We start from the raw sequence: 18,638 nt of genomic DNA, 5'->3' as shown, positions 1-18,638 counted from the left end.
GAAGACACAGACCATGGCAAAAGCATTATTAAATCCTAGAACTTAACCGAATTCAGTTTTTTATCAACCAATAATCCATCAATCGCCTTAAGTTCAAATTTAACTTTTCGTTTGGCTTTCAGTTTGATGATGAATAAATCTTTTGTGCCGCTAATCGTTTCCTTATTGCCCACGTTAACAAAAGTTGGGTAAAGCACTTTGCTACCATCAGTATGAAGCCTATCGTAAGTTAGGTTTTCCATTGAGTTGGTTGAAATAGTTTTTACGCTTTCGAACTCAAAATCCTGTGGGTTGTAAGGTAAGGCAAAACTCAAAGCATTAACAGAACTTAAGTTGATTCCTTTTACCGTGATTTCAACCGTTTCATCTTTTGCATAGTTTTGTTTTGGTACACTGATTTCGATTTTCCCACTTAGCTTTTCTGCATTGCTATCTTTTACGCCTCCATCCAATTGTGTTGCCACAATCGAAATATCATAAGCATCAATAACGTTGTTTTTATTAATATCTCCATTGCTGATGTAACCCTCGAAATCGGCATCACCTTTTTTCAAGCCTGTATAATTGATGTATGAGATTAAATCATTTCTATCAATCAGGCGGTCGTTGTTAATATCGCCAGGCAAATAACTTTCAGTTCCAGGAACCTTGAAAACATACAATTCTCTACCCGAGCCAAAACCACCAACTCCATCAGTAACCGCCAACTTAATATATCTTGCCGTTGGTTGGTTTGCGAAGTTGAATGTTTTAACATCGCCGTTATTTGCCCACTCAAAAGTTCCTGCAGTTGTCCAATTTTCTTTATTGTTGCTGTAATAAACAGTACCCTTTAATAGGTTACCATTACCACGTGATGGTCGCGGAACATAGTTGAATTTCTCCAGTTGGTTAACCGAACGTAAGTCCATCACCACTTCAAAAGGAACAGATTTAGCACCCCACAAGGTGTGCCACATATTACTTTCATCAAAATCAAAAAGATTGGCAATTTCCTCGCCCTCCTGATTTTTAGCTGTGGTTTCTGCAACTATCCCTTGGATTGCAAATTGCAGTGGATTGGCATCAGTTTTTGCTTCAAATGTAAACCAATCAGAATGGCCATCCATATTCACCGAACGAATTTTGAAGTTGTAATTTGTTTCGGGATTTAAACCATCGAACAACAAAGTGGTATCTTTAATGGTGCTGTAAAGCATTTTATTGAATTCTATTTCATAATTATCAGCGTTATCCACTTTACTCCAGCTAGGTTTTAAAGTGTAAGCCTCGCTATTTTTGTCGCTAACCTTGACATTTTGTGGTGCTGATAATACACCTGTTTTTACCTTTTGCTTATCCAATGGTTCGAATACAAATCCCTGAATTTCTATCGTTGTTGCATTTGCTGTTACATCGATAGGAGCTAACTTTACCCAAACCTGTGGGTTCTTCGTTAGGATAACCTTTTCAAAATCGCTTCCTTTTGTAGCGAACTGATTGAAATTTGGCGCAGCATCATAATAATAAACATTTTCTGATTTTGAAAAATCGACAAGAGAATTAACTTCCTTAAGTTTAATTTTTTCCTTACCAATTTTTGCTGAAAGGGATTTAGGTTTTTCAGTTACATTAATTCTTATTTCCGTAGCTTTTTCCTTTATAAAACCATCAAAATCACCTTGAGTTGTTGAAATATTAATCTTCACCTTTTTATTCTCTTCATCACTTTCAATTAAAGTTGATGTGCCTTTTCCAAGTTTGTAGGCTTCGGTAATTCCATCATCATCATAAGCAGTAAAAGAACTTTTTCCAGCAGGATAGATTTCAAAAACACGAAGTTTTTTATTGATTTCCGCAACATTATTATTTGGATTTGCCATAGGAATAATGGCTCCACTCTTAACAAAAACAGGAAGTTTCCAAACAGGGGCGTCAAAGTTATTGATGATTCGTCCGCCCTCAAACTTCTCTCCTGTAAAATAATCAACCCATATTCCATCGGGCAAATAAATGCCATCACGAATATCGTTTCCCTTTTCATCTGCTTTTGTAGCCTGATAAATTGGAGCTACCAGAAATGATGGCCCGTATAGGTATTGATATTGTGTTCTTTTACCCTTTGTATAATCATTTGGGTATTCCAAAAACATCGCCCTGATTATAGGCAAGCCATTTACTGCTTGCTTTGCAATACTGTAAGTGTATGGAATAAGTTCTGATTTAAGCTTTAAATAATTGCGGTTAATGGATGTTGTAGATTCGCCAAGAGCATGCGGATATTTCTCATTTGCACCCCAGCCATCCATATTCAATTCCATTGGCGTAAAGGTTTTCCATTGAAAATCTCTGGTATTTATGGTACCGTTTTTTCCTCCAAAAATACCATCCATATCCGAAGTAATATTCGGCTGACCTGACAAACCTGAACCAATATAAGTTGGAATATGAAAGCGGATATACTCCCAAACACCACCTGTCTGGTCGCCGCTCCAGATGGTCGCATAACGCTGAGTCCCGGCCCAGCCATCTAAAGAAATAATAAACGGTCTGGCATTATTGCCATAAGTAGAGGTAATTTTGGCTACATCGGCGACACCATTTAAACCGAAAGAATAGCCTGCACCAACCCAAGCCACATCCGTTTTCAAAACACGAACACCTGCATCTTTTACTTCTTTTTCAATATCCCTTTGCAAAAGCGGACTAACACCTGTTTTCGGGTGGAGGTCAGATTGAGTCCATAAGCCGATTTCTACACCATTTTTTCGGGCATAATCGCCAAAGTTCTTTAGGTTTTGAATGTTGCCATCAAGCGTTTCCGTTTGCCCATAACCTGCGCCGTAACCATCATTCGGTAATATCCAGCCCAAGGGCATATCTTGGGCTTTGTATCGGTCGATTACCGCACGAGCCGAAAACTGATAATTGTTTTTCTCGCCATTTAGCGATTCCTTAACTCCACCGTTATCCTTTTGACTTTCCTTATATTTTTTCCCATCTTCAAATAGAATTCCTTTATCATCGTCTTTCCAAAAATCGCGGTTGTATGCGTTCAAATGTCCTTGATAAAAACCAAATTTTGGAAGTAAAACAGGATTACCTGTGAGCTGATAAAAATCATTTAACAAAGGAACAGCCCCATCATTAACCATTACAAAAACATCAAGGTAATTGGTTTCATGCGATAGTTTAACCAAGCCTTTTTCTTTGCCACCGAAATCATATTTTCCCTTTTTAAAAGTGTAGAACATAATTCCATAACCATTGGTAGACCAGTAAAAAGGATTTGGTGAGGCAACACCTCCATCTGTCCAGCTGTTTTGATTTTCGATGGCAATGGCTTTGCCTTTATGAGAAAAGCGACCATTTTGCACACCACCACCATAAAAATATTCATCAGGATTTTCTTTGATGGTTAATGTGGTATTCGTCTTTTCAATAACAATTGGCTTTAAAGTTTCAAAAGCCAAAGCTTTGGTTTTCTGATTAAAAACTTTTAGTGATGAGGTATTTTTATCGAGTTGAATATTTACTTCGCCCGTTGAAATGAAAACTGAATTATTTTCTTCGGCTACTGTTAGGCCTGAAACACTTTTTCTCGTGTTATCGACCAGAATTTTTGCCACAGGTTTAGCCTCAGGGTCACGCATTACACCTCCTGAATTATCCTGAAAAAGACGAAAGATATTATTTCCATAGAAATCGAAAGTTAATTTTTGGCCGTTTGCAAACAAAACTTCAACAGTAGTTGAACTTATTTTTTTGGCACCTACAACTTTGCTTACTTCAGGATTTGAACTTTGCGAAACTTCAGTTTTTTTTCTGTCTTGAGCTTGTACACAAATGCTGAAAAAGATAAATGTGCAAACAAATAAGATGGAATATTTTAACTGCCGACTTAAAGATTGGTTAATCATTATTTAGGTTTATTTGATGTTTAGAGTTAGAAAAAAAGGCATTTAAGCTGTTAAAAATCGTTAGTTAAAGACTTATTCCCTTAAGATAAAATTACTAAAAGCAACTCCAAATAATCGCAGTAATGAGAATGATACGAAAACGTTTGCGCAGTTTTTAATCTCTTTAGTTCGTGAGGACACGAACCAAGGCCTTTAGATTAGTAATTCGTGGCATTTAACCATTGTTTATAAACTCGACAACAGTGGAAATATTTTAGATTGCAGCAACCTTGAATATGCTGTCATGCTGAGGCACGAAGCACCTGCAACCGATGAAACAGATGCTTCGTGCCTCAGAATGACAGGAGTTGTTTAATAAGATCGAAACGAATGGCGGGGCTGGTGTTTCCGTTGAAATACTGACGCTCATTTCCAAAAAAAAACTTTAAAATTAAAAAAATCCTCCCCCAGCCCCCTCCAAAAGGGGATAGCAAGGTGCAGAAAGGGGATAAACAAAAAAAATCTGCAAGCTTTATGAAAATGAATTCATAAAACTTGCAGATGATTTGGCCTCACCCAATGAAAGTTTGTGCTTTGGCAAATGCTTTAGCATCCCTCTCCAGAAGAGAGGGTTTTGAGGACACAACATTAAACCTAATGGTTCAAATCGCAATCTTTGGTTCCCTCTCTTCTGGAGAGGGACTTGCACAAAACGACAATTACCTCAAACTTTAATAGGGTGAGGCCTATGGAACTATTTCTTCCAAATAACTTTCTACAGGCGGGCAAGCACAAATTAATGAGCGGTCGCCATGGCTATCGTTAACACGACCAACGGATGGCCAAAACTTGCGCTCTAACACATAAGGAAGCGGAAACGCAGCTGTTTGACGGCTGTAAGCATGCTCCCATTCATTAGCCGTGATTACCGAAACTGTATGAGGTGCATTTTTAAGTGGATTATCAACTTTATCTAATGTTCCATTTTCTACTTCGGTAATTTCATTTTTAATCGCAATTAAAGCATCACAAAAACGATCTAACTCATGTTTAGGCTCCGATTCTGTAGGCTCAACCATTAAAGTACCCGCAACCGGGAATGAAACCGTTGGTGCATGGAAACCGTAATCCATTAATCGTTTTGCAATATCTGTAACTTCAATTCCGAAAGCTTTGAATGAGCGGCAATCTAAAATCATTTCGTGTGCACAACGACCTTGAGCGCCAGAATAAAGCACCGGATAATGTTGCTCTAAACGAGCTTTCATATAGTTTGCGTTTAAAATCGCGTACTTAGTAGCATTGGTTAATCCCTCAGCACCCATCATGGCGATGTAAGCGTGAGAAATAATCAAGATTGATGCTGAACCCCAAGGTGCAGATGAAACCGCAGAAATTGATTTTCCTTTATCGATATCAACCACGGCATGACCAGGAAGATAAGGCACTAAGTGTTTCGCCACACCGATTGGGCCCATACCCGGACCGCCACCGCCGTGAGGAATACAGAAAGTTTTGTGCAAGTTTAAGTGACAAACATCGGCACCAATATTAGCCGGACTTGTTAAACCAACCTGTGCATTCATGTTCGCACCATCCATGTAAACTTGTCCGCCGTTGGCGTGAATAGTTTCACAAATTTCGATAATGCTTTCTTCGAATACGCCGTGAGTTGACGGATAAGTTACCATCAGACAAGATAAATTGTCTTTATGTAATTCTGCTTTTGCCTTTAAATCTTCAACATCGATGTTACCGTTTTCCAACGATTTTACCACAACGATTTTCATATCGGCCATTGCTGCAGAAGCAGGGTTTGTACCGTGAGCAGATGCAGGAATTAAAGCTACGTTACGGTGGAAATCGCCTCTATCGTGGTGGTAAGCACGGATAACCATCAAACCAGCATACTCGCCTTGCGCACCAGCGTTTGGCTGTAAACTCATTGCTGCAAAACCTGTAATTTCACTTAACCATTTATCTAACTCATTGAAAACCGAATAATAACCTAATACCTGGTCGGCTGGAGCAAATGGATGAACTCGACCAAAATGAGACCAGGTAACCGGAATCATTTCTGCAGTTGCATTTAATTTCATGGTACAGCTACCCAAAGCAATCATGGAGTGGCAAAGCGATAAATCTTTTGCCTCTAAAGATTTGATGTAACGCAACATTTCATGTTCTGAATGGTGCGAATTGAAAATTGGGTGTGTTAAATAGGTTGAAGTACGTTGTAATTCCGTTGGAATAACCGTTTCTACGTTTTCTACAACTTCCACTTCATCAGCAGCAATTGCTTTAACCTTTGCGAAGATTTTAGCAATCAAAGCCACATCTTCAAAAGTGCTGGTTTCATCGAAAGAAATAGTAGCGATGCTTCCTGTATAGTTTAAATTGATTTCGTTATCAATACATCCTGATTGGATGCCGCCTTTTAAATCGCCCAATTCGAAACGAATCGTATCGAAATAAACAGAACTTAACTGTTCGTAGCCTAAGTTTTTAAGTGTAGAAGCCAAGCTGATTGCCAAACCGTGTGTACGTTCTGCAATGGCATTTAAGCCTTTCGGACCATGATAAGCTGCATAGAAACCAGCCATAATTGCTAATAAAGCCTGCGCCGTACAAATGTTTGAAGTCGCTTTATCTCTACGGATGTGTTGCTCGCGGGTTTGCAAAGCCATACGTAAAGCGTAATCGCCATGACTATCGATGGTTACACCGATAATACGACCAGGGATTGAACGTTTATATTCTTCTTTAGTTGCGAAAAATGCTGCATGCGGTCCGCCAAAACCCATCGGAATACCGAAACGTTGCGTGGTACCTACTACAATATCAGCGCCCCATTCGCCCGGAGGCGTTAATAAGGTTAAGCTTAAAATATCAGCTGCAACTGTTAATTTAATATTTTGATTATGAAGTTCTGATGCAAAGTTTTTGTAATCGAAAACCTCACCATTTCCTGCCGGATATTGAACAATTGCTCCGAAGAAATCTTCGGTAGCTACGAAATCCAAATGACTTCCAATAATCAATTCTATTCCGTAAGGATTGGCACGGGTTTTTAAAATATCTATAGTTTGAGCGAAAACCAATTCCGATACGAAATATTTTTTCGCAGCTTGATTTTTACGTGTACTATATTGCATAAACATGGCCTCAGCCGCAGCTGTACCCTCATCTAAAAGTGATGCATTGGCAATTTCCATCCCGGTTAAATCGATAACCATCGTTTGGAAATTTAATAACGCTTGTAAACGACCTTGCGCAATTTCTGCTTGGTAAGGCGTGTATTGTGTGTACCATCCCGGATTTTCAAATACGTTACGCAAAATTACACCAGGCGTAATCGTATCATAATAACCCTGACCAATAAAGCTTTTGAAAACTTTATTTAACAATGAAGTTTGTTTTAAAGCACCAAGATATTCCGTTTCCGATTTCGCTGGCGGCAAATTTAAAGGCTGTTTTAACCTAATCGCTGCCGGAACTGTTTGTTCAATCAGTTCATCAATTGAATTTACGCCAACGGTTTGCAACATCGCCTCAGTATCTTCTTGATTTGGCGCAATATGTCGGTTTTGAAACTCTTCTTTGTAGTGGATATTTAAGCTCATGCTATATGAATAATAAGATGGCGCAAAGGTAAGAATTTCGGAATTGTTTTTTGCTATTTACCTATGTAAAAAAGGTGTCTTATTTACGTTTAAAAGCGAGTATAAAAGTAGATTTTAAGCTGTGTTTTCAGGACAAACGTTTGTTTATTCTTGTTTGAATTCTATTTATTTGGAAAGCAACGACTGTACAGAAATTAAAGTTTGTTCCCGCCGTTTGCTACAATCTTTTATTGCAAAAGTTACTAACTCTAATTACGATTAGCTCAGAAGAGTTAGTAACTTTTTAAAGCAACAAAAGTATTTTCGCGGCGGTCGGGTTTAGAAAATCAGGAAACTGCAAAAAACACAGTTTGCAAAGCGCCAATTTTGGCTAGAGCCCGTTGCACCTGCTCAACGTTCCGTCTGCTAAAGCAGACGAAAATGAATTTGCAAAATAAAGTTTAGCTTTACTGTTTAAGAGTTAACACTGCAGCATAAACCATATTGGCTTTAGCTTTTCATGCCATTCGGCATTAGCCAAGGGCAATCTAAGTTTTATATTACTTCTGCACTTTCCAGCCTTCATCCTTGCTCAACTTTAACTTGTAAGTTTTAGTGATGAAGTTGCTATTCTTGCTTGCATCTTTATCGAAAGGCTCAAAATCGGTAGTTACCATTTTAAGCGAAACCGTCACCTTTGCAGTGCTAGAATTAACCTGAGCAAAATCTACGGGTTTTTCATCGGCTAAAACATAAGTAACAACTTTTACCGTCGCCTTATTGCCATCTTGTTTTAAAACCAAGGGACTCGCTTTATCCGTTAATGTGATTTGATAAACAAAACTGCTATCCTTTGAAAGAAATTTCTTCTTAGCCTCTTTTAAACTTAGTGTTATCAATCCTTTGCTTGCTAAAGATTTATATTTTCCAAGCTCAAACATATCGTTTGTGCTATTAAACTTTATCTCTCCGAAGTTAAAACGAGCAGTTTTATATTCAGGATTAGCTTTTAAATAATCAGTAATTACTTCACCAGCCTCATCCTGATTAATGGTGGTTTTGGTTTTACATCCGGCGAAGCCAATAATGATGAATGATAAAATATAAATGGTAAGTTTTTTCATGTTTATGATTTTGCTTTTTAAAGGTATTTAATTTTTTATTCTAACCGCAAAGAACACAAAGTTTTTCGCAAAGGAAGAGAAGTAAAAAATTTGAGCACCCAGCTTTGTGATCTTTGCGCATTCAACTCTGCTTTCTTTGCGGTTAAACATCAACGTCTCTTCAAATACTTCAGATTTGGCATAACCATTGCCGATAAAATTACGCAAACACCCACCCAACGCAAAAAAGACACCTGCTCTTGCAACACAAAGCCTGCCATCATTACGGCTACCGGTAGTTCGGCTGCACTCAAGATCGAGCTTAAAGCCGTCCCAATTTGTGGCACACCTTCCGCATAAAACAATGGTGGAATTACCGTCCCGAAAACGGAAATAATTAAGCCCCATTTTAACAAACTTCCATTTAGTGCACCATTAAATAGAAATGTTGGCGGAAAAATTAGGAAGATTAAAATACAAGCACCAGTAATCATGAGCGCACTTTTCTTTAATGCCGGGTATTCATTTCCAATTCTACCACTCAACATTAAAAAGCCTGCGTAAGAAATTGCAGCCAGTAGGCCAAAGCCAATACCTTTTACATTTATGCTAGAGATGCTCGTTTCAATCATTCCGCTGGCCAAAACTGTTCCGCCTAAAACCAAAAGAATGGCCAAAAACTGCAGACCTGTCGGTTTCCTTTTATAGATGATTAATTCCAGTAAAATACTCATCCAAATAAATTGCATTAACAATATAATCGCAACCGAGTTTGGAACCAATTTAACGCATTGATAGTAAAATACGGAAACCAAACCTGTACAAGTTCCCGCAAGAATCATCTTCCACCATGGTGTAATCAACTTAATTTCTTTGGCTTTGTAAGCTGAGGTTCTGCTCTGAAAGAAAAACAAAACCCATAAAATCACAGCCCCAAAAAATGCTTGTGCACCGGTAACATCACCTAAAGTGTAACCATCATGATAGGCAAGTTTTACAAAAGTGGAAAGGATGCCGAAACTGCAGGCACCGAAAAAAACAAGGAGAATTCCTTTAAGCATATAGTTAAGGGTTAACCGCAAAGAACACTAAGTAAAACGCAAAGACACGCAAAGCTGAATTTAAACTAAGCACCTAACTTTGCGTTTCTTTGCGCCAAATTTCTTTGCAGTCTTTGCGGTTAAAACTAAGCAAGTTGTTGTAAATATTTATGAACAGTAGTCTCTAATCCCAAATAAAGCGCATCGCTAATTAGCGCATGACCAATAGAAACTTCCAATAAACCGGGGATGCTTTGAGCAAAATAATGCAGGTTGTGCAGGTCTAAATCATGACCGGCGTTAATACCCAGCTTTAAATGATTAGCATGATGAGCTGCTGCAATATAATTAACGATTGCTTTTTCTCTATCCCCGTAATAATTGTGCGCATAAGCTTCGGTATACAACTCAATTCTATCCGTACCTGTTTCAGCAGCACCTTCTACCATTTCAACTACAGGGTCAACAAAAATGGAAACACGAATGCCTTCCTTTTGAAAGACAGAAACCATTTCTTTTAAATAATCCTTATGCTTAATGGTATCCCAACCATGGTTTGATGTAATCTGACCTTCAGCATCTGGCACTAAAGTAACTTGGGCAGGCTTGTTCGCCAAAACTAAATCGACAAATTTATCTTCCCTGCAATTACCTTCAATGTTAAATTCCGTAGCAATTGCAGCTTTTAAATCGTAAACATCTTGATAGCGAATGTGGCGTTCATCAGGGCGGGGATGTACCGTAATTCCCTGTGTACCGAAACGCTCACAATCTAAGGCAACCTTAACCAAATCAGGATTATTACCGCCGCGACTGTTACGAAGCGTAGCAATTTTATTGATATTAACCGATAACTTTGTCATACAGCAAAGATAAGGCTTTGCTCCTGTTAATCAGAAACCTTAAATAAATTTGACTTTTTTTTACTCATATTTGCTTCCTGTAAATGAACTTAAAGGATACTTCCGTATATAAAATCTTAATTGCAATAATTGTTGTTGTAAGTTCGTTGGCACTTTTTGGCGGTGTGATGGAACCTGATTCTGCACTTTATGCATCGATTGCCAAAAACATGGTTTTACGAAATGATTGGACAAACCTGTACGTTCGTGGTGCAGATTGGCTAGATAAACCACATTTAACTTTTTGGCTGGCAGCAGCGTTTTTTAAGGTTTTCGGCATCAACGCATTTGCATATAAGCTGGCTTCGTTTTTATTCGGATTACTGGGAGCCTGGTATGTTTACAAGTTGGCTAAAGCTATTTACAATGAAAAAACAGGATTAATCAGTGTGCTCATTTTCTTAAGCTCGCTGCATGTGCTCATTTCAACTTTCGATGTTCGGGCAGAGATATACATTACAACCTTTACGCTCGCAGCAATTTATCATTATTACAAGGCACATACAAATTCATTTTGGCACCTAATTGCAGGTTCATTCTTTGCCGCTTGTGCCATTATGATTAAAGGGATTTTTGTTTTGATTCCCGTTTTTGGTGGATTTATTATTTATTGGTTGCTAACTAAGCAATGGAAGCAGTTATTTAAGCCGAAATGGTGGATTGCCATTTTACTTATTTTAGCATTTATTATTCCTGAGCTGTACACCTTATACATCCAATGGGATTTACATCCAGAAAAATTATTTTTTGGCAAACAGGGAACATCCGGAATCAAGTTTTTCTTTTGGGATAGCCAGTTCGGACGCTTTTTTAACAACGGACCTATAAAAGGCAAAGGCGACAAATCGTTCTTTTTGCACACCACGCTTTGGGCTTTTTTACCTTGGTCGATTTTATTTTATACGGCAGTAGTTAATCTTTTTAAAAAGAATAATAGGTTAAAATTACCAGCAGAAAGTATTATTATTTGGGCAAGCGCTGTCATTACGTTTTTATTGTTTTCTTTATCGAAATTTCAACTTCCACACTATATCTTGATTATTTTGCCTCAATTTGCCATTATAACCGCGGTATTTTTGCAAAAGCTTGATGGGAAAATTTTGAGAATATTTTACAATATCCAAATGGTACTGGCCTTTCTAATTGTAATCTTATTGGCAGCAATTGCCATTATTTTTCAGGTCGATTGTAAATATTTTTCAATTGGTATACCCGTTATTCTGCTTCTTGCATCTATTTTAATTTTTAAAGGCATTAAAACCCAAATATTAATTGCCAGAAGCGCATTTATATCCGTAGGCCTGATGATTTTCCTTTCCGGATTTTTCTATCCATCAGTATTGAAATATGAATCGGGTATGGTTGCAGCCAAATGGTTAAATGAAAATCATCCGAATGCCAAAGCATCGGTATTAAATTATGGCGATGCCTATTCATTTGATTTTTATGTTAGCGGTGAAGCAAAATATTTTTGGAGCTACGAGGAACTAAACAAATTTAGGGATGAAAAAGAATTAGTGATTTATGCATCAGAATCAGAACTCGAAAGATTAAAAACCGAATACCATGCTGAAGTGTTAAAGTCCTTTGAATATTATCACATCACCAAATTGACTGGAAAATTCATCAACGCTAAAACTCGCCCTCAAGTTTTAGAACATTTTTATCTGGTTAAAATAAATTAATATGGATTTATTCTTCCGCATTTTAAAATTTGGATTAACTGGCTTGCTGGGAATGGCAATTGATTTTGGAGCGACCTGGCTTTTTAAGGAAAAGATAAAAGTAAACAAGTATGTTGCAAATGCAATTGGTTTTACATTAGCGGTAACCAACAATTATCTGATTAATCGGGTTTGGACTTTTCAGAGTACCAATACACATTGGGGCACAGAATTTAGTAAATTCTTAGTAGTCAGTTTAATTGGATTAGGCTTGAATACTTTTATTATTTACCTTTTTCACCAGCGTAAAAATGGAACGAATTTTTATGTAGCGAAGTTTTTTGCGATTGTAATTGTGTTCGTTTGGAATTTCTTGGCTAATATGCTGTTTACCTTTAAGTAACGTTCTTGCCAATAAAATAAAAAATAACAAGCCAAATCAATCCTTTTATCAGGAAGAATAAAAACCCAACAACCCCTATCCGCTTAAACCATAACTTTACTTTTTCTTTGTCCATTGCGTTATTGGTAAAGATAAAATTTTTGAGTTAAATTAGAAAGATTTTAAATAAGGAATTATGAGGTTATCTAAATCGTTTCTTCTAACCGTTGCAGTTTTTTTTCTTGCAAACCTTACAGTTTCAGGTCAAAGCTTCCAGGGGATAAAACGTTACAAGGCTATTTTCTCACTAGCTACAAGAGCATCTGAAAAACTTATTGCTGTAAGAGCTTTTATAAATAACAATCAGAAATACCTACTCCTAGTTAATCCTGAAAGTTTAGATTCAAAAGTAGACTTGGCAAGCAATTATTCGCTTAGCAACTTGGAATATTCAAATGTCTTGGCTATTTTCAAGAACACAGCTTATGTAAAGTCTATAGAAGCCGCTGCTACAAAAGATATTCAGCTGCAAAATGCAGGCATCGATCATTCCATTCCAAACGAAAAAGGAATAACGCTAACTATCGATCTTTATCCATCACACAGGCCTTTAGACAGGATAATTTTTCAATCGGTTTTTGATGAGTTAAAAAAATTGAACAACCTGCACCATTGGCTATTTCGGTATCAGGCAAGTGGATGCTGAAACATCAGGATGATTTGAACTGGCTTAAAAACTTGGTAGAGAAAAAAGAGTTAAATATTACTTGGGTGAATCACACTTACAATCACGAGGTGAATAGTCTGCCATTAGCTGAAAATTTCTTACTTGCACCAGGAACTAATTTAGATGTTGAAGTCTTGGAAAATGAGAAACTTATGCTTAAAAATGGCTTAACTCCATCGGTATTTTTCCGTTTTCCTGGTTTGGTTTCTGATAAAACCATAGTTCAAAAAATTGAGGGATATGGTTTAATCCCCATCGGAAGTGATGCATGGTTGGCCAAAGGTCAGCAGCCAAATGCTGGTAGTATTGTGCTCATCCACGGAAATGGAAATGAAGAAATTGGTGTTAGGGATTTTATCCAGTTATTAAAATCGAAAGAAGCAGAGGTAACGAATAAACAGTGGTTGCTGTTCGATTTAAGGCAAGGGTTAGAAAAGGGGTATGAATGAGGTTTTACCGCAAAGAACGCTGAGAAAGGACGCAAAGAAAAATTAAGTTAGTCGCCAAAACTTGAGCCATTTTAGAAAATATAGGCTAAGTACATAATTACGAAATGCCTATAAAATTAGCTTTGCGTTTTTTTGCGATAAACTTTGCTTCCTTTGCGGTTAAGTATCACTTCGTAGGCAATAACTTTATTTCTCTCGCCTTGAAGCGACTATTTACAATTTCTCCAGTTACTTCTGCTTTACTCACGGCATTGCAAAATCCATGTTTACCATGTGCATCGCCAAAATCATCAATTCCTTTCCCATCTACAAAATAGGGTTTACCATCAATTTTTACGGCAAGCTCGCAGTCTTTGCCTTTCATTTTAAATTGGCATTCACCACAGGCAATATCTACAGTCTGTTTAGTGATTACTTTCGCAGCTGCAGCATTTTTAGGAGTTGTTTGTGCATTAGTATTTATTGCAAACACAGTAAAGAACAAGGCAAATATTAGGTTTTTCATTGTTTTCATTTTTTCAAATGTAGGTTTTCATGTGCAAAAGAATTGCTGTATTTTGTAAAATAAACCTGATAGAAATGGAAATCCTTTTTATGTTTTTACATAAAAAGATGGGAATGGATAGCAGGACTGCAATTCCCAAAGAACCACTACTTGCCCGTTTTCAAAAAAAGAATAAATTTAATTCCTTAAATGAACACCCCGCCTTGCAGGCACCCCTCTAAAAGAGGGGAATAAAAAAGGGATATGCAAAATGCACATCCCTTTTAAGTATTATCCAGCTCCCTCCCTACTGGGGAGGGTTGGGGTGGGGCTTTAGTATCTATAACTATCTGCCTTGAAAGGACCTTCTACAGGTACGCCGATATAATCAGCTTGGTGTTGATCTAAAACATCTAACTCTACACCGATTTTCTCTAAGTGTAAACGAGCAACTTTTTCATCTAAATGCTTAGGTAACACATAAACCTTGTTTTCGTAAGCAGCAGTGTTAGTCCAAAGTTCTAATTGCGCCAAAGTTTGGTTAGTAAACGAGTTACTCATTACAAAACTTGGGTGACCAGTTGCGCAACCTAAGTTAACCAAACGACCTTCAGCCAAGATAATTACATCTTTACCGTCGATTGTATATTTATCAACTTGAGGTTTAATTTCGATTTTGGTATCGCCATAGTTTCCGTTTAACCAAGCCATGTCGATTTCGTTATCGAAGTGACCGATGTTACAAACAATCGCTTTATCCTTTAGTGCTCTGAAATGTTGTTCGCGAACGATATCACAGTTACCAGTTGTAGTTACAACGATATCTGCTTCTTTAATTGCAGTAGCTAGTTTTTTAACTTCATAACCTTCCATTGCCGCTTGCAAAGCACAAATTGGGTCGATTTCAGTAACGATTACACGTACACCTTGTGAGCTTAAAGATTCTGCAGAACCTTTACCCACATCACCGTAACCGCAAACAACAGCAACTTTACCAGCCATCATTACATCAGTAGCACGACGAATGGCATCTACCAAAGATTCGCGACATCCGTATTTGTTATCAAACTTAGATTTTGTTACCGAATCGTTAACGTTGATTGCCGGTACATGCAATGTTCCGTTTTTCATTCTTTCGTACAAACGGTGAACACCAGTTGTAGTTTCTTCAGATAAACCTTTAATTGCCGCAATTAGTTCAGGATATTTATCAAAAACCATGTTGGTTAAATCGCCACCATCATCCAAAATCATGTTTAATGGTTGTTGCTCCGGGCCGAAGTGCAAAGTTTGCTCAATACACCAATCAAATTCCTCTTCGTTTAAGCCTTTCCAAGCATAAACCTGAATACCAGCAGCAGCAATTGCAGCAGCCGCGTGATCTTGTGTGGAGAAAATATTACAAGAAGACCAAGTAACTTCAGCACCAAGTGCTGTTAATGTTTCGATTAATACAGCCGTTTGGATAGTCATGTGCAGACAGCCTGCAATACGAGCACCTTTTAACGGTTGCGATGGACCGAATTCTTTACGTAAACTCATTAAACCTGGCATTTCTGCTTCGGCTAATCCGATTTCTTTACGGCCCCATTCTGCCAGTGAAATGTCCTTAACTTTGTAAGGGATGTATGTTGTCTCTACTGATGACATAATTATTTGTTTTTAAATGTAATGCAAAGTTACGGCATAGCTTTGTGAAAGCCAAATAATTGGCAGAGCAAGGTGGTTTGCGAATTGTAAAATAGTTTAAAATTTAATGCTTTTTTGGAAAGCAAATACAGTAATTCTCCCGCTATTTCACTCCTGCTGTACCTACAAGCTCCAATAGAAAAAATTGGAGGCTTTTCGTACCATCAGGTTTATTTAAGTTAGAACTCTATTTTATTTGCAGAACCTACCAGAACCAAAATAAACCATTTGATTTTCAGCGAATTATTACTTAAATTGTTCTAACCAAATTAAACCATTATGAAATCAGTTAAACAACTGCTTGATACGAAACAGGCTAGAATAATCGCCGTACCAGAAAGCATTTCCGTGTTGGATGCCTTAAAAGTGATGACGGATAAAAATATCAGCGCTGTGCTGGTAATGGAGAACGAAAAACTTTCGGGCATATTTACCGAACGCGATTATGCAAGAAAAATCATTCTTCAGGGTAAATCATCTAAAGATACCTTGATAACAGAAGCCATGACAGCAAATCCGATCACCATTAAACTAAGTGATACAATCGACTATTGCATGGAACTCATGACCGAAAAGCACATTCGACATTTACCAATTGTAGAAAACGAAGAAGTGAAAGGCATGATTTCCATCGGCGACTTGGTAAAGTTTATTATCGCAGATCAGAAACAAACGATTTCACAATTGGAAAGCTATATTAGTGGGTAGAATGGATAAAGATTAAATAGGAAAATTTTAGACTCTGCCCAATTTGTTTTTAAGTATAAGCACTGACTTGTGATTTAAATGGAAATAGAAAAACTAACCGATCAAGAACTTTTTAATATTATTAATGGTGATATATCTTTAGATGGTAGCACTTCAAATGTTATCAAAAAAGAATTTATGAAAAGGGATTTTTCAATCGAGAAGTTAGATGAGCTCGGAATAAATTATGAAGTTTTAAAAAGGGCGAGGAATAATATTGGCTTAACAGTTAAAGAAAAGATAGTAATAATTCTATTTCCATTTATGCCACCGATTCAAGCAATTTTAGCCAATAAACAACTATTAAAAAATAATAAAAGCGGGTGGGCCCAACATTGGGACTACGTTTTGGTGGGCTTTTCATTTTGGACAATAACAGTAATCTTAATAGCTCGATTTTTTCTGTTTAATAAATCCTAAGATCTGTGTAATCCATCTATCAGTGCAATCAAACCGCAGGAAAATCAATGTAATCAACCCGAAGGAATCTAAGCAATCAATTTACCACCTCCACTCACCTGCAATCGTCAACGGTTCTTTTAAGTTTTGAGATTCTAAGAAAGCCCTCAATTCTTCTTCACCTTGCACACCTACAGGGATTTTTGGTGTGTTTGCCAAGGCATAAGTTAACATTGCGCTATAACGAACCGTATTTTTTAATTCCTGCTCATCTACCAGCTTAAATGAATCGCCATCTGAATGATAAAATGGTCCAGAGTTATTTGGCAATTTACCACCGAAACCACCACCTGTCGGGATACCTTCCAGCATAAACGGTTGATGATCGCTGTGCAAACCTGCACCAGCATTGAAAAGGTTTTTAAATCCAGTGTCTATTTTTACAATATCAGTTCCCCAAGTAGTAAATAAATCTTTCATTTCAGCACGAGAAGTAGAGAAACCTTTTGGATCATTGGTCATATCATAGTTCAACATAAACTTAACCTGATCTAAAGTTTTTGATTTTTTAGCTTGATCGATGTAAGCTTTAGAGCCCAATAAACCCTGTTCCTCGCCCATGAATAATACAAACTCTACCGTACGCTTTGTCTTAAGATTCAGTTTTTTAAACGTACGGGCCATATCCATGATGGCGAATGAACCGATGCCGTTATCAATTGCACCCGTTGCTAAATCCCAACTATCTAAATGGCCACCAACTACAATTTTATCTTTTGGCATTTCTAAACCCTTGAATGTAGCTACAACATTTCTGGCTTTTATTAAACCTGAGAAATTAGTCATGGAGATATGCACTATTTGAGGCTGCGCTTTTAGTTTTTCCTTTAATGCTATTCCATCTTCCAAGCCGATACAAACCGCTGGGATTGGAATGAGTTTACCAGTAACGGAAGCCGTTCCTGTTAAGAGAACACCGTCTTTCACAGTATTGATAATAATTACACCAATTGCACCATATTTGGTTGCAATAGCTGTTTTTTCTGAACGGTGCAAAGTTTTTGTTCCAGCAGGCGAACCTGGCAAAACACCCAAATAAATTAAGGCTATTTTTCCTTTAAACTTTTCTGGACTGGCCTGATAATCCACTTCTAATCCATTACCGGCATCTACAATATCACCTGTTACATCTGCACTTACTGGAGAATGTGCAAGTGTTACGGATTTCATTTTAGTTAAACTATTTTTAGCTGCACCAATTTCTACAGAGATTGTTTTTCTAGCCCAACTTTCCACCTCGAAAGGTTGAAATTTTACATCACAGCCGTAAGATTTTAATAAATCATAAGCATATTGTTCTGCCTTTGCTCCATTTGTAGATCCCGTTAATCGATGTCCAATGGTTTCAGTTTCGTATTTAAGTGTTTGATAAGCCTTAGAGTTTTGCTGAACATCAGAATTGATTTTAGCGAAAACATCGCCAAATTTATCTTGAGCGTTTGCGAATAAAGCAGTACAAATTAATGCAGTTGAAAAAAGGTATTTCATGAAGAATGGTTTATGCTCTGAAAG

15 protein-coding genes are annotated in these 18,638 nt (G+C 37.4%); 7 read left to right on the top strand and 8 right to left on the bottom strand.

Annotated elements, in window-relative coordinates:
- Window positions 1-35: 35 nt before the first annotated feature.
- Window positions 36-3,899 (bottom strand): TIM-barrel domain-containing protein, encoded by a 3,864-nt coding sequence (locus EZ449_RS16825; RefSeq protein ID WP_131560992.1) that lies wholly within the window; start codon window positions 3,897-3,899, stop codon window positions 36-38.
- A 540-nt stretch (window positions 3,900-4,439) separates the two neighbouring features.
- Between EZ449_RS16825 and EZ449_RS22720 the strand changes: the two genes are divergently transcribed.
- Window positions 4,440-4,613, top strand: coding sequence for a hypothetical protein (locus EZ449_RS22720; protein WP_165499797.1), 174 nt, complete (start codon window positions 4,440-4,442; stop codon window positions 4,611-4,613).
- Window positions 4,614-4,624: 11 nt separating this feature from the next.
- Here EZ449_RS22720 and gcvP read toward each other — a convergent pair whose 3' ends face one another.
- From gcvP to EZ449_RS16805, 4 genes are all read right to left on the bottom strand, one after another.
- Window positions 4,625-7,501: an aminomethyl-transferring glycine dehydrogenase gene (gene gcvP / locus EZ449_RS16820; RefSeq protein WP_131560989.1), complete on the bottom strand. Its 2,877-nt coding sequence runs from the start codon at window positions 7,499-7,501 to the stop codon at window positions 4,625-4,627.
- A gap of 539 nt (window positions 7,502-8,040) precedes the next feature.
- Window positions 8,041-8,604 (bottom strand): hypothetical protein, encoded by a 564-nt coding sequence (locus EZ449_RS16815; RefSeq protein WP_131560987.1) that lies wholly within the window; start codon window positions 8,602-8,604, stop codon window positions 8,041-8,043.
- Between the two features lie 149 nt (window positions 8,605-8,753).
- The gene (locus EZ449_RS16810) at window positions 8,754-9,644 is read right to left on the bottom strand and encodes an EamA family transporter (RefSeq protein ID WP_131560985.1); all 891 of its coding nucleotides are present in this window, start codon (window positions 9,642-9,644) and stop codon (window positions 8,754-8,756) included.
- A 125-nt stretch (window positions 9,645-9,769) separates the two neighbouring features.
- Window positions 9,770-10,486, bottom strand: a complete 717-nt coding sequence (locus tag EZ449_RS16805; RefSeq protein WP_131560983.1) for a pyridoxine 5'-phosphate synthase — start codon at window positions 10,484-10,486, stop codon at window positions 9,770-9,772.
- A gap of 83 nt (window positions 10,487-10,569) precedes the next feature.
- On the opposite strand from EZ449_RS16805, the gene EZ449_RS16800 reads away from it, so the two are divergent.
- From EZ449_RS16800 to EZ449_RS23155, 4 genes are all read left to right on the top strand, one after another.
- Window positions 10,570-12,210 carry an ArnT family glycosyltransferase gene (locus EZ449_RS16800; protein WP_131560981.1) on the top strand — a complete coding sequence of 547 codons (1,641 nt, stop codon included), beginning with the start codon at window positions 10,570-10,572 and terminating at the stop codon, window positions 12,208-12,210.
- A gap of 1 nt (window position 12,211) precedes the next feature.
- The gene (locus EZ449_RS16795; protein ID WP_131560979.1) at window positions 12,212-12,592 is read left to right on the top strand and encodes a GtrA family protein; all 381 of its coding nucleotides are present in this window, start codon (window positions 12,212-12,214) and stop codon (window positions 12,590-12,592) included.
- 175 nt (window positions 12,593-12,767) lie between these two features.
- Window positions 12,768-13,277 carry a hypothetical protein gene (locus EZ449_RS23160; protein ID WP_225872352.1) on the top strand — a complete coding sequence of 170 codons (510 nt, stop codon included), beginning with the start codon at window positions 12,768-12,770 and terminating at the stop codon, window positions 13,275-13,277.
- Window positions 13,271-13,747: a polysaccharide deacetylase family protein gene (locus EZ449_RS23155; RefSeq protein ID WP_225872351.1), complete on the top strand. Its 477-nt coding sequence runs from the start codon at window positions 13,271-13,273 to the stop codon at window positions 13,745-13,747. The genes EZ449_RS23160 and EZ449_RS23155 overlap by 7 nt, the downstream gene beginning before the upstream one ends.
- A 166-nt stretch (window positions 13,748-13,913) precedes the next feature.
- Here the strand turns inward: EZ449_RS23155 and EZ449_RS16785 are convergent, their stop codons facing one another.
- Together EZ449_RS16785 and ahcY are read right to left on the bottom strand one after the other, a co-directional pair.
- Window positions 13,914-14,252 carry a DUF6370 family protein gene (locus EZ449_RS16785; RefSeq protein WP_131560977.1) on the bottom strand — a complete coding sequence of 113 codons (339 nt, stop codon included), beginning with the start codon at window positions 14,250-14,252 and terminating at the stop codon, window positions 13,914-13,916.
- Between the two features lie 312 nt (window positions 14,253-14,564).
- Window positions 14,565-15,881: an adenosylhomocysteinase gene (ahcY, locus tag EZ449_RS16780; protein WP_131560975.1), complete on the bottom strand. Its 1,317-nt coding sequence runs from the start codon at window positions 15,879-15,881 to the stop codon at window positions 14,565-14,567.
- Between the two features lie 318 nt (window positions 15,882-16,199).
- Between ahcY and EZ449_RS16775 the strand changes: the two genes are divergently transcribed.
- Both EZ449_RS16775 and EZ449_RS16770 read left to right on the top strand, forming a co-directional pair.
- Entirely contained in the window at window positions 16,200-16,628 is a 429-nt protein-coding gene (locus EZ449_RS16775; RefSeq protein WP_131560973.1) for a CBS domain-containing protein, read from the top strand.
- Between the two features lie 78 nt (window positions 16,629-16,706).
- Window positions 16,707-17,087, top strand: coding sequence for a hypothetical protein (locus tag EZ449_RS16770; RefSeq protein ID WP_131560971.1), 381 nt, complete (start codon window positions 16,707-16,709; stop codon window positions 17,085-17,087).
- Window positions 17,088-17,168: 81 nt separating this feature from the next.
- Here EZ449_RS16770 and EZ449_RS16765 read toward each other — a convergent pair whose 3' ends face one another.
- Window positions 17,169-18,614, bottom strand: a complete 1,446-nt coding sequence (locus EZ449_RS16765) for a M20/M25/M40 family metallo-hydrolase (protein WP_131560969.1) — start codon at window positions 18,612-18,614, stop codon at window positions 17,169-17,171.
- Window positions 18,615-18,638: the final 24 nt, after the last annotated feature.

This window comes from Pedobacter frigidisoli (assembly GCF_004331675.1).
Taxonomy (GTDB): domain Bacteria; phylum Bacteroidota; class Bacteroidia; order Sphingobacteriales; family Sphingobacteriaceae; genus Pedobacter; species Pedobacter frigidisoli.
Note: the sequence above shows the minus strand (reverse complement) of the source record. Positions and strands in the feature narration are given on the sequence as shown.